This window comes from uncultured Agathobaculum sp. (genome assembly GCF_963927765.1).
Lineage (GTDB): Bacteria > Bacillota > Clostridia > Oscillospirales > Butyricicoccaceae > Agathobaculum.
On sequence record NZ_CAWVCU010000060.1, the window covers coordinates 1 to 11,335 of the forward strand.

The following is an 11,335-nucleotide window of genomic DNA, read 5'->3' on the forward strand; positions in this document are numbered from 1 at the left end:
CAGCAATTCATCCGTTTTTGCCGCCGACAACGTCGGCAGTCCCGATGTATTCACCCCGCAAATCTCTACTTTGGTTTGCATGGAAAAAGTCCCTCCCGTCCTGCACATCCGATGTGCGTCTATCAGGATTTTCCCCTGCGGACGGACCGAATATACCGACGAAATATTTTGCCGAACGCCATGCTTCGACACACTTTTTCCTGTTTATGTGCTTTATAGCGTATCTTACAGCAAATGATAATGCGGGATGATATCCTCAAACGTGCCATCCTTCATGCGGAAGCCGCCCGGAATCACGCCCAACTGCTGAAAGCCCAGCTTTTTGTACAGCCGCAGCGCAGGCTCATTGCTTTTGACCACGGCATTAAACTGCAAAATGCCAAATCCCAGTTCCTTCGCCTTACTCATACAGTGCAGCACCAGTTTTTCTCCGATATGCTGCCCGCGCAGACTTCCTTTGACCGCATAGCTTGCGTTGCAGATATGCCCGCATCGACCGACGTTGTTCGGATGCAGGATATACAATCCGACGATTTCGTCGTTTTCCGCATCATACGCGATGCCGGTAAACGACTGCGCAGAAAAGAATGCATGGCCGCTTTGCACATCCAGCAGCTCGGTTTGCGGAAACGCAACGCCGTCCTCTACCACTTCATTCCAAACCGCAGCCGCCTCTCCGGCATCCTGCTGCGCATACTGTCTGATTTCCACCTGCATGACACACACGCTCCCACTCATTTTTGCGGTACTATTGTACCGCATTTTATCCGTGCATGCAAGCGCCCCCGCCTATGCAAAGTTTTTCAGAATGTCTTTGCGCATGCGTGCAATGATCCGCTTTTCCAATCTGGATATGTAGCTCTGCGAAATGCCCAGCAACTCCGCCACCTCCTTCTGCGTCATGGACTCCGGAAGTCCCAGTCCAAAGCGTAGCGAAATGATCTGCCGCTCGCGCGCGGGCAGCCGTTCCAGCGCGTGATGCACCAGCATGCGATCGACATCGTCCTCGATTGGCCGCATGACGCTGTCCGGCTCCGTGCCGAGGATATCGCTGAGCAGTAGCTCATTTCCGTCCCAATCCGAGGATAGCGGCTCGTCAAACGAGACCTCAGTGCGCCGTCCCGCCAGCTTGCGCAGATGCATCAGGATTTCGTTTTCAATACAGCGCGAAGCATAGGTCGCCAGCTTTACATTTTTGTCGCTGCGATAGGTGCCAACCGCTTTGATCAATCCAATCGTTCCGATCGAGATCAAATCCTCCGTGCTCACCGCCGCGGACTCAAATTTGCGTGCGAGAAACACCACCAGCCGCAGGTTATGCTCAATCAGCTTGTTGCGTGCCTGCTCATCCCCCGCCTGACAGGCCTCAACCGTTGCCTGCTCTTCCTCCGGTGAGAGCGGCGGCGGCAGCACCTCACTGCCGCCGATATAATAAACCGAGCGCCGTTTCCACAGCCGCGCAAACAACCGCATGATCCATTTCAGTACCATATGTATTCTTCCTTTCAAACCCCAATCAGCCCATCATACGCTCCCTGACCAATGCTGTCCGGTCCGATGGCGCAAACACAGTCGAGCGCCGTGCCATCTGCACGCTGTACCTTATCCGGTCGGAAATACAGCAGCAGCCCACTATCCACCCCGACCGCCCGGTACGGCAGCAGCCCGAACCGACTCGCGGTTTCCGGCGGCAGCGCACCCAGACAAGCAGCAGCATCCTTTTTGCCCATGCACGCATCACGGATTTCCTTCCCCAGCAGGCAATCCACAGCCTCGCGTCCCAGCACCAGCACCGGACGACCGGATATCGGCTCGACCAGACCGTTTCCCGTGTCGTGCAGCAGGCGCACCTCGCGTTCCCGTCCGTCAAAGCAGATGGTCAGCCGTTCCACCTCGCGGCGCAGCGGACCGTGCAGCGCATCCCCGCGCAGCAAAATCCCGCTGAATGCGTAACCCGCCGCTGCGGCAAGCAGCAGAAACCGAAACGGTACAGCAATGTAATATCCTGCGCCAAACAGCAGCGTGCGGCCTGTTACTGCACCCAGCGCCATCGCCAATCCCACAAAGGATGCCGCGACGACAAAATACAGTGCGCACACCCGTCCGAAGGCCGGCTTTCCGCCAAACGCAACAGCACACAGCCCAACACCCACAACTACGCGCAGCGGCAGCGCCGCCAACAGCGGCACCACCGCCGCCAGCACCGCATATCCGCCGCCCAACACCGATGCCAGCAGCAGCCGAACACGTCCGACACGCACACCGCCCAGCGCCGCCGCCGCGAACAGGCTCACGCCATCCATCAGCACATTGACCGCGAACAGCACATCCAGATATACAACCATAGACCACCTCCGCCGTCCTTCATCTTATCACAGTATGCGCACAATATTTGCCGAATGCGCACCGCGCAAAGGGCACAAAAAAGCCGCACACCGGCTTCGTCCGGTGTGCGGCTTGCACAAACAAGCAGTATTTAGTTCTTGAGGCTCTGGATCGGGGCCGGAATGCGGCCGCCTCGATGGATAAACTTTGCGGGGGAACCGGTTGCAATCGGCATAATGGGAGCCGAACCCAGCAGACCGCCGAATTCGACCATATCGCCCACCTTCTTGCCAATGGCAGGAATAACACGCACAGCGGTCGTCTTGGAGTTGACCACGCCGATAGCGATTTCGTCCGCGATCAGGCCGGAGATTACTTCCGCTGAGGTGTCGCCCGGCACCGCAACCATGTCGATACCGACCGAGCAGACGGCCGTCATCGCTTCGAGCTTCTCGAGCGTGAGCGCACCCGAAGCCGCCGCCGCGATCATGCCCTCGTCCTCGGAAACCGGGATGAACGCACCAGACAGACCACCGACCGACGAGGATGCCATGACGCCACCCTTCTTGACCGCGTCGTTGAGCATAGCGAGAATTGCAGTCGTGCCGCAGCTGCCGCAGACCTCCAGACCGACTTCCTCCAGAATGCGCGCGACCGAGTCACCGATTGCCGGCGTCGGCGCAAGCGACAGGTCAACAATACCGAACGGCACGCCCAGACGCTCGCTTGCGATTGCGCCAACGAGCTGGCCCATACGAGTGATCTTGAACGCGGTCTTTTTGATGACCTCAGCCACCTCATTGATCGGGCAATCGCCCGCACGACGGATGGCAGACTGCACCACGCCCGGACCGGAAACGCCGACGTTGATGACGGTCTCCGGCTCCCCGATGCCGTGGAACGCGCCCGCCATGAACGGGTTATCATCGACTGCATTGGCAAATACAACGAGCTTGGAGCAGCCCATCGAATCATTGTCCTTCGTCAGTTCTGCTGTCTGCTTGATGATACGCCCCATCAGGCCGATGGCATCCAGATTGACACCCGCCTTGGTGGACGCAACATTGACCGAGGAGCAAACCAGATTGGTCTCTGCCAGTGCCTCGGGAATGGAATTGATCAGGATTTCGTCACCCTTGGCAAAGCCCTTCTGCACCAGTGCAGAAAAGCCGCCAACGAAATTGACGCCGGTTGCACTTGCCGCACGGTCTAGCGCCTTGGCAAGCGGCACATAGCTGTTTGCATTGGTCACCGCACCAATCATGGCGATTGGCGTGACAGAAATACGCTTATTGATGATCGGGATACCGAGCTCGCGCTCGATCTGTTCGCCGGTCGAAACCAGCTTTTCCGCGCGGCGGGTGACCTTGTCATAGACCTTGTCGGCAAGCACGTTGATATCGTCGCTCGCCAGATCGCGCAGCGAAATGCCCATGGTGATCGTGCGAATATCGAGGTGCTCCTCCTCGATCATTTTGATGGTTTCCAGAATGTCCTTGGTGTTGATCATTGACATAGCCGGCACCTCAAATCTTGTGCATGGCGTCGAAGATATCCTCGTGCATGGTGTGGATCTTCATGCCGAGCGCTTCACCGTCCTTGTCCAGCAGGTCAGCCAGCTGGGTAAAGTCCACCGTGCACTTGTCGATATTGACCAGCATGACCATGGCGAACATATCCTCCATGACGTTCTGCGAAATATCAACGATATTGACCCCATGCTGATAAAGCGTCTCCGAGATCTTAGCAATGATGCCGGTACGGTCCTTGCCGACCACCGTGATAACTGCGCGCATATTTTCTCCTCCGATTTATATATATTTTTGGAATAACAAAAATCAGCCGGTATTTTATTGGAACACCGGCAGCGCGGGCGACTCCATTTGCTCCTGCCCCGCTTCAACGATGGTATTGATAATGCTGTTGGACACCAGAAAGCCCTTTTCCGTCAGATACCAACGTGTACCCTGATGCGCAACCAATTCGTTGCCCATCAGACTGCGGAAGGCTTCTTCATAGGGTGTCGAATCAACATTGTAGCGTTTTTCCAGATCAATGAAGTCCACGCCTTCCGCTGTGCGCAGGCGCACCATCAGATATTCGCCCTGCCGCTGGAAGGTCGGCACCTCGTCCTCATCCCGCAGGATATCCTCACCGTTTATGTATGCCTTGATATCCCTTGCAAACTCGAACCGGCGGCCGTTTATAAATGAGTGCGCTCCCGGGCCGAGACCCAGATACTCGGACAGATCCCAGTACTTAGAATTATGCCGCGAACGAAAACCCGGCTTTGCAAAATTCGAAATCTCATAATGCTCAAACCCGTTCTTGCGCAGCAGCTCGCACATGGCAAGGTAGGTATCCGCCTGCGCGTCGTCATCCGGCAAGACGGGATTTTCCCGCCCCATCGGGGTGGCTGGCTCGAGCTTCAGGCCGTAACACGACAAATGCTTCGGCCCGAGCGCCAGACACTGCTCGACCGAGTCGAGGAATTTTTCCTGCGTCTGGCCCGGCAGACCGTACATCAGATCAAGGCTGATGTTGTCAAAGCCCTTTTCGCGCGCCAGATCGACCGCAGCCTTAGCCTCCGCAAACGAATGAATACGGCCGATGCGTTTCAGCTCGTCCTCCTGCGCGGACTGCACCCCAAAGGACAGGCGGTTGACGCCCTGCTTCTTCATCATTTCGAGCACTTTTTTGTCCGTGCTTTCCGGATTGCACTCGACCGTGATCTCCGCGTCATCTGCAAGCGGGAACTTATTCCGCACCTCCTGCAAGATACGACCGAGATATTTCGGCCCCAAGCAGGTCGGCGTGCCGCCGCCGATATAGACAGTGTCCACCGTATAGCCGCTGCACGTCCTGCCATATTCGCGGATATGCATCAGCAGCGCCGAAACATAATTTTTCATCAGATCCGTCTCGGTCACCGAGTAAAAGTCACAATAGGCGCACTTTTTTACACAGAACGGAATATGCAGATACAGCCCAAGCGGCCGATTGTTATAACTGAATTTACTCATGATTCCTCATCCAGCTTCAAAACTGCCATGAACGCTTCGGTCGGGATCTGTACCGTGCCGAGCGAACGCATCTTCTTCTTGCCTTCCGTCTGCTTTTCCAGCAACTTCTTCTTACGCGTGATATCGCCGCCGTAGCACTTGGCCAGAACGTCCTTGCGCATCGCCTTGACCGTCTCGCGTGCGATGACCTTGCCGCCGATGGCAGCCTGTACCGGCACCTCGAACAGCTGGCGCGGAATATTTTCCTTGAGCTTTTCGCAGATGCGGCGGGCACGGCCATATGCCTTCTCACGGTGCACGATGAACGACAATGCGTCTACCTGATCGCCGTTGAGCAGCATATCCACCTTGACCAAGTCGCTCGGACGGTAGTCAAGGAATTCATAGTCGAGCGAAGCATAGCCGCGAGTACGCGCCTTGAGCGCGTCAAAAAAGTCGTAAATAATCTCGTTGATCGGCATTTCATAGTGCAGTTCCACCAGATTGGCGTCCAGATACTGCATATCCTTGAACACGCCGCGCCGCTCCTGACACATCGGCATGATGTTGCCGACATATTCCTGCGGGGTCATAATGGTTGCCTTGACAAACGGCTCACGCGCCTCGTCAATGACTGCCGGATCGGGATAGTCGTGCGGGTTATCGCACTGAACAATCGTGCCGTCAGTCTTGACGATCTCATACACCACGCTCGGCAGCGTCGTGACCAGATCAAGGTCGAACTCGCGCTCAAGGCGCTCCTGAATGACCTCCATGTGCAGCATGCCAAGGAAACCGCAGCGGAAGCCAAAGCCCAGTGCCACTGAGCTTTCCGGTTCAAACGACAGCGCCGCGTCATTGAGCTGCAATTTCTTCAGCGCATCACGCAGATCGGGGTATTTGGAACCATCCTCGGTGTAGATACCGCAGAACACCATCGGCCGCGCGGGACGATAGCCCGGCAGGGCTTCCGCCGTCGGGCGGTCGGCCTCGGTAACCGTATCGCCTACGCGGGTATCGGACACGGTCTTGATGGACGCGGTGAAGTAACCAACCTCACCTGCACACAGCTCCTGCTGCGGGGACAGGCCAAGCGGCAGCAGATGACCACATTCGAGCACCTGAAACACCGCGCCGGTCGCCATCATTTTGACCTTCATGCCCGGACGGATCGTGCCGTCCATCAAGCGCATATAAACGATAACGCCCTTATAGGGGTCATACTGGCTGTCAAAAATCAGCGCGCGCAGCGGCGCATCCGGGTCGCCCGTCGGCGCAGGGATGTCGGACACGATGCGCTCGAGCACCGCATGGATGTTAAGATTCATTTTCGCGGAGATTTCCGGGCTGTCCTCCGCCGGAATGCCGATGATATCCTCGATCTCCTTTTTGACACGCGGCGCGTCTGCTGCAGGCAGGTCGATCTTGTTGATAACCGGCACTACCTCAAGCCCTGCGTCGATCGCCAAATAGGTGTTGCCCAGCGTCTGCGCCTCAATGCCCTGCGCCGCATCCACGACCAACAGCGCACCCTCGCACGCAGCCAGCGAGCGGGATACCTCATAGTTGAAGTCCACATGGCCCGGCGTGTCAATCAGGTTCATCTCATAGGTTTTGCCGTCGTCCGCCTCATATTCCATGCGCACCGCACGCGCCTTGATCGTGATGCCGCGTTCGCGCTCCAGATCCATATTGTCGAGTAACTGTTCCTCCATCTCGCGCTGGGACACTGCCTTGCACTGTTCCAGCAGGCGGTCAGCCAGCGTGGACTTGCCGTGGTCGATATGCGCAATAATGGAGAAATTACGAATTTGCTCGCGATTTTTCACCCCGAAAGCTCCTTATCTGTTCCGTAATAGCAATATGGAAATATTATAACACGTTCCCGTCCGTCTCACAAGCGTTCTTTTCCGGTTTACCCTCTCCCCTGCCCTTGTTCTGTTTTTTGCACAAATTTGATTTGGTTTTGCTTCGGATTTGATGCGACTGCGCTATGATTGTATTGTCATTAAGCCATCTTCTTTTCTCTTTTCTTATACTCTTCCCAAATGCGGAGGCGGCCAAGGTCGCCTCTGCATATTTTTTCACAAAGTACTTGCATTCTCCTTCAGACGGGTATATACTGTGTTCAGCAAAGCAGTAGACTGCTGTGCTAAAACCGAATATCAGGATTCTTCAGGGCAGGGTGCAATTCCCTACCGGCGGTACAGCCCGCGAGCGGACGCTTTTTTCGAACGAATGCATGATTCGGTGAAATTCCGAGGCCGACAGTATAGTCTGGATGAAAGAAGAATGTGCGGAAAGTGGATCAACCTCCGTTTCCGTTTATTTGCTGTTCTGAAACGCATGATTGTGTTTCAGATTTTTTATTTTCTGCGTCTATACGCCCCGAAGCATCTGCTTTCGGGGCGTTTTTTATCTCACAGCCTTAGAAATGCTGTTCTGGCGAGGTGATCCGGTTGCAAAACCAAAAAGAAATTTACATGCGCCGCGCGCTTGAACTAGCCGCACGCGGTGCAGGACATGTCAGCCCCAATCCGATGGTCGGCTGCGTGATCGTCAAAGACGGACGCATCATCGGCGAGGGCTGGCACGAATACTGCGGCGGCCTGCATGCCGAGCGAAATGCACTGAAAAGCTGCACCGAAAACCCGGCGGGCGCAGATTTATACGTCACACTCGAGCCGTGCTGCCACTGGGGGCGTACCCCGCCCTGCACGGATGCCATTATCGAACACCACATCGGGCGCGTGTTCGTCGGCTGTCTGGATGCAAACCCGCTGGTCGCTGGCAAGGGCGCGGAAATTTTACGGAGCGCGGGCATCCCGGTCGAGACTGGCATTTGCGAGGACGAATGCCGTCAGCTCAACGCAGTGTTTTTTCACTACATCACAAATAAGACACCCTACGTCGTGCTCAAATATGCCATGACGCTGGACGGCAAGATTACCACCGCGTCCGGAGACAGCCGCTGGGTGACGAGTGAAGCCGCCCGCCGTCATGTGCACGAAACACGCGCTCACCTGTCCGGCATCATGGTCGGCGTGGGTACTGTGCTGGCCGACGATCCGCTGCTCACCTGCCGTATTGAAGGCGGACGCAACCCGTACCGCATCATCTGCGACAGCCACGCGCGCACACCTCTGGACTGTCAGCTCATCCGCACCGCGCGGGAAATCGATACCGTCATCGCCGTGACCGAATGGAATGAGCACGCCGCGGCACTCAAAAAAGCGGGCGCGCATCTGGTATTGTGCCAAGCACAAAACGGCAAGGTGAACCTAAACGATCTGATGCATCAACTTGGCGCACATGGACTGGACAGTATTCTGCTCGAAGGCGGAGCGGAACTGGCATTCGCGGCACTTGAAACAGGCATTGTACACAAGGTGCAGGCGTACATCGCACCCAAGCTGATCGGCGGCAGCACCGCTAAAACACCGCTCGGCGGCGTGGGCTTTACCCGCATGGCAGATGCGGCAGCGTTGAAAAATGTTACTGTTACGCCACTGGGCGAGGATTTTCTCATCGAGGGGGTGCTGTGAAATGTTTACCGGCATCATTGAAGAGATCGGCACCGTGCGCCGCATCGAACGCGGCGCGGCGGGTGCACGGCTGACGATCGGCGCGAAAACCGTGCTGGAAGGCACCAAACTCGGCGACAGCATTGCAACCAACGGTGTATGTCTGACCGTTGTTTCCATGACAGCAGACAGTTTCTCGGCCGACGTCATGGCGGAATCGCTGCGGCGCTCGAGTTTGGGCGCACTGCAAAGCGGCTCTCCGGTCAACCTCGAGCGCGCCATGCCTGCAAACGGCCGATTCGGCGGTCATATTGTTTCCGGTCACATCGACGGCACAGGCACAGTTTCATCCCAAAAGCGCGAGGACAACGCGGTCTGGGTGACCGTGCGCACCCCTGCTTCCCTGCTGCGGTACATCGTGGAGAAAGGCTCGATCGCCATTGACGGCGTCAGCCTAACGGTCGCGGCGGTGGACGAAACCAGCTTTGCCGTTTCGATCATCCCGCACACGGGTGCGCAGACCATCCTGCTCGGCAAAAAGCCGGGCGAGACAGTCAATCTGGAATGCGACGTAATCGGAAAATATGTTGAAAAGCTGCTTACACCGTATGCAGCTGTTGAAAAGCCAGCCGCAAGCGGCATCACCATGGAATTTTTAGCCCAAAACGGGTTTTAAGCATCAAGGAGGACGATCCATATGGAACAGCAATACTGCACGGTCGAAGAGGCGCTGGAGGAGCTGCGCGCCGGCCACATCATCGTTACAATCGACGACCCCGACCGTGAAAACGAAGGCGATATGATTTGCGCCGCCCAGTTCGCCACGACTGAAAATGTCAACTTTATGGCAGTCCACGCCAAGGGGCTGATTTGCACGCCGATGAGCGAAGCGGTCGCCCAGCAGCTCGGCCTTGAGCAGATGGTCAAGGTCAACACCGACAACCATCAGACCGCATTCACGGTGTCGGTCGACCACGTCAATACCACCACCGGCATTTCTGCCGAGGAGCGCGGCTACACCTGCCGCATGTGCGCTGACCCGAACACCAAGCCCACCGATCTGCGCCGCCCCGGCCATGTGTTCCCGCTGATTGCACGCCGCGGCGGCGTGCTCACCCGCAACGGTCACACCGAGGCGACCGTTGACCTGTGCCGCCTAGCCGGACTGGAAGAGTGTGGTCTGTGCTGCGAGATCATGCGCGACGACGGCACGATGATGCGCACGACCGAGCTGCTCGAACACGCCAAAGAGTGGGGCCTAAAAGCGATCACGATCAAAGATTTACAGGACTACTGCCGCCGCCATGACAAACACGTTGTGCGCGAGGCATGCGCCAAGCTGCCCACCCGCTTTGGTGAATTCCAAATCTACGGCTACATCAACGACCTGACTGGCGAACATCATGTCGCACTGGTCAAAGGCGATATTGGAGACGGCAAAAACCTGCTGTGCCGCGTACATTCCGAATGTCTGACCGGCGACGTATTCGGTTCGCGCCGCTGCGACTGCGGCCAGCAGCTCGCAGCCGCCATGCAGCAGATCGAGCGTGAAGGCCGCGGCGTGCTGCTTTACATGCGGCAGGAAGGCCGCGGTATTGGTCTGATTAACAAGCTCAAAGCATATGAGTTGCAGGAACAAGGCTTGGATACGGTTGAAGCCAACGTCAAGCTGGGCTTTGCCCCCGACCTTCGCGAATACTGGATCGGCGCACAGATTTTGCAGGACCTCGGCGCAAAGGAGCTGCGCCTTTTGACCAATAATCCGGAAAAAATTTATGGTTTGGACGGCTTCGGTGTGGAAATCGTCGAGCGCGTTCCGATCGAGATCGCGCCGCAGGAGGATGATGCCTTTTATCTGCGCACCAAGCAGATCAAAATGGGCCATCTGTTCAAGCATGTACTGTAAACAAATCTATCAACATGGGAGGAACATAAAATGAAAGTACTCGAAGGAAAACTGGTTGCCGGTCAGGGGAAATTTGCCATCGTTGCGTCGCGCTTTAATGAGTTCATCGTTTCCAAGCTGATCTCGGGTGCAGAGGACACACTCGTGCGCCACGGTGTCGACACGGACGATATCACGCTCGTCTGGGTGCCGGGCGCGTTTGAGATCCCGCTTGCAGCGCTCAAGCTCGCGCAGTCGGGCAAGTATTGCGCCGTTCTCTGCCTCGGTGCGGTGATCCGCGGCTCGACCTCGCACTATGACTATGTCTGCAATGAGGTTTCCAAGGGCGTGGCGCAGGTCAACCTGCAAACCGGCGTTCCGACTACGTTCGGCGTGCTGACCACGGAGAACATTGAACAGGCCATCGAGCGCGCCGGCACCAAGGCTGGCAACAAGGGTGCGGATGCTGCCCTTGCTGCGCTTGAGCTTGCCAATTTGATGCCGCAGCTTTAAGGACCTGTTGACCAAAAGAAATCTGGGCTGAAAGTTGATATTTTCAGCCCAGATTTTTAGCATATATGATGTAAAAAGGATAGCCT

The 11,335-nt window shown here is 56.5% G+C and carries 12 protein-coding genes and 1 riboswitch; of the genes, 5 read left to right on the top strand and 7 right to left on the bottom strand.

Annotation, left to right across the window (positions count from 1 at the left end; genetic code table 11):
* Positions 1-238, top strand: a 238-nt coding sequence (locus tag ABGT74_RS05455) for a hypothetical protein (RefSeq protein WP_346704790.1), incomplete at its 5' end; no start/stop codon positions are given.
* On the opposite strand, the gene ABGT74_RS05460 is transcribed toward ABGT74_RS05455, so the two are convergent.
* The 7 genes from ABGT74_RS05460 to lepA all read right to left on the bottom strand — a co-directional run bounded on the left by ABGT74_RS05460 (position 226) and on the right by lepA (position 7,156).
* On the bottom strand, positions 226-717 hold the full coding sequence (locus tag ABGT74_RS05460) for a GNAT family N-acetyltransferase (RefSeq protein WP_346704791.1): 492 nt from the start codon (positions 715-717) through the stop codon (positions 226-228). The two genes, ABGT74_RS05455 and ABGT74_RS05460, sit on opposite strands and share 13 nt — an antisense overlap.
* A 72-nt stretch (positions 718-789) precedes the next feature.
* On the bottom strand, positions 790-1,491 hold the full coding sequence (gene sigE / locus ABGT74_RS05465; RefSeq protein ID WP_297283769.1) for an RNA polymerase sporulation sigma factor SigE: 702 nt from the start codon (positions 1,489-1,491) through the stop codon (positions 790-792).
* A 14-nt stretch (positions 1,492-1,505) separates the two neighbouring features.
* Positions 1,506-2,345 (bottom strand): sigma-E processing peptidase SpoIIGA, encoded by an 840-nt coding sequence (locus ABGT74_RS05470; RefSeq protein WP_346704792.1) that lies wholly within the window; start codon positions 2,343-2,345, stop codon positions 1,506-1,508.
* A 131-nt stretch (positions 2,346-2,476) separates the two neighbouring features.
* Positions 2,477-3,835 (bottom strand): PFL family protein, encoded by a 1,359-nt coding sequence (locus tag ABGT74_RS05475; RefSeq protein ID WP_297283773.1) that lies wholly within the window; start codon positions 3,833-3,835, stop codon positions 2,477-2,479.
* A 16-nt stretch (positions 3,836-3,851) separates the two neighbouring features.
* Positions 3,852-4,121 (bottom strand): ACT domain-containing protein, encoded by a 270-nt coding sequence (locus ABGT74_RS05480; protein WP_297283771.1) that lies wholly within the window; start codon positions 4,119-4,121, stop codon positions 3,852-3,854.
* Positions 4,122-4,175: 54 nt separating this feature from the next.
* Positions 4,176-5,348: a radical SAM family heme chaperone HemW gene (hemW, locus tag ABGT74_RS05485; protein ID WP_346704793.1), complete on the bottom strand. Its 1,173-nt coding sequence runs from the start codon at positions 5,346-5,348 to the stop codon at positions 4,176-4,178.
* Entirely contained in the window at positions 5,345-7,156 is a 1,812-nt protein-coding gene (gene lepA, locus ABGT74_RS05490; protein WP_346704794.1) for a translation elongation factor 4, read from the bottom strand. The genes hemW and lepA overlap by 4 nt, the downstream gene beginning before the upstream one ends.
* A gap of 338 nt (positions 7,157-7,494) precedes the next feature.
* A riboswitch (FMN riboswitch) is annotated at positions 7,495-7,624 on the top strand.
* Positions 7,625-7,786: 162 nt separating this feature from the next.
* Between lepA and ribD the strand changes: the two genes are divergently transcribed.
* The 4 genes from ribD to ribE are packed head-to-tail and all read left to right on the top strand — an operon-like array spanning position 7,787 to position 11,249.
* Positions 7,787-8,872 carry a bifunctional diaminohydroxyphosphoribosylaminopyrimidine deaminase/5-amino-6-(5-phosphoribosylamino)uracil reductase RibD gene (gene ribD, locus ABGT74_RS05495; RefSeq protein WP_346704795.1) on the top strand — a complete coding sequence of 362 codons (1,086 nt, stop codon included), beginning with the start codon at positions 7,787-7,789 and terminating at the stop codon, positions 8,870-8,872.
* A 1-nt stretch (position 8,873) separates the two neighbouring features.
* Positions 8,874-9,527: a riboflavin synthase gene (locus tag ABGT74_RS05500; protein WP_346704796.1), complete on the top strand. Its 654-nt coding sequence runs from the start codon at positions 8,874-8,876 to the stop codon at positions 9,525-9,527.
* A 21-nt stretch (positions 9,528-9,548) separates the two neighbouring features.
* Positions 9,549-10,757, top strand: coding sequence for a bifunctional 3,4-dihydroxy-2-butanone-4-phosphate synthase/GTP cyclohydrolase II (locus tag ABGT74_RS05505; protein ID WP_346704797.1), 1,209 nt, complete (start codon positions 9,549-9,551; stop codon positions 10,755-10,757).
* A 30-nt stretch (positions 10,758-10,787) separates the two neighbouring features.
* A complete protein-coding gene (gene ribE, locus ABGT74_RS05510; RefSeq protein ID WP_297283648.1) occupies positions 10,788-11,249 on the top strand; it encodes a 6,7-dimethyl-8-ribityllumazine synthase in 462 nt (153 codons plus the stop codon).
* The last annotated feature ends 86 nt before the right edge of the window (positions 11,250-11,335 follow it).

Bases quoted from the DNA above. Each gene is read 5' to 3' on its own strand.
- ABGT74_RS05470 (WP_346704792.1), bottom strand. From the start codon at position 2,345: ATGGTTGTATATCTGGATGTGCTGTTCGCGGTCAATGTGCTGATGGAT.
- ABGT74_RS05505 (WP_346704797.1), top strand. From the start codon at position 9,549: ATGGAACAGCAATACTGCACGGTCGAAGAGGCGCTGGAGGAGCTGCGC.
- ABGT74_RS05480 (WP_297283771.1), bottom strand. From the start codon at position 4,121: ATGCGCGCAGTTATCACGGTGGTCGGCAAGGACCGTACCGGCATCATT.
- ABGT74_RS05475 (WP_297283773.1), bottom strand. From the start codon at position 3,835: ATGATCAACACCAAGGACATTCTGGAAACCATCAAAATGATCGAGGAG.
- hemW (WP_346704793.1), bottom strand. From the start codon at position 5,348: ATGAGTAAATTCAGTTATAACAATCGGCCGCTTGGGCTGTATCTGCAT.
- ribE (WP_297283648.1), top strand. From the start codon at position 10,788: ATGAAAGTACTCGAAGGAAAACTGGTTGCCGGTCAGGGGAAATTTGCC.
- ABGT74_RS05500 (WP_346704796.1), top strand. From the start codon at position 8,874: ATGTTTACCGGCATCATTGAAGAGATCGGCACCGTGCGCCGCATCGAA.
- ABGT74_RS05460 (WP_346704791.1), bottom strand. From the start codon at position 717: ATGCAGGTGGAAATCAGACAGTATGCGCAGCAGGATGCCGGAGAGGCG.
- sigE (WP_297283769.1), bottom strand. From the start codon at position 1,491: ATGGTACTGAAATGGATCATGCGGTTGTTTGCGCGGCTGTGGAAACGG.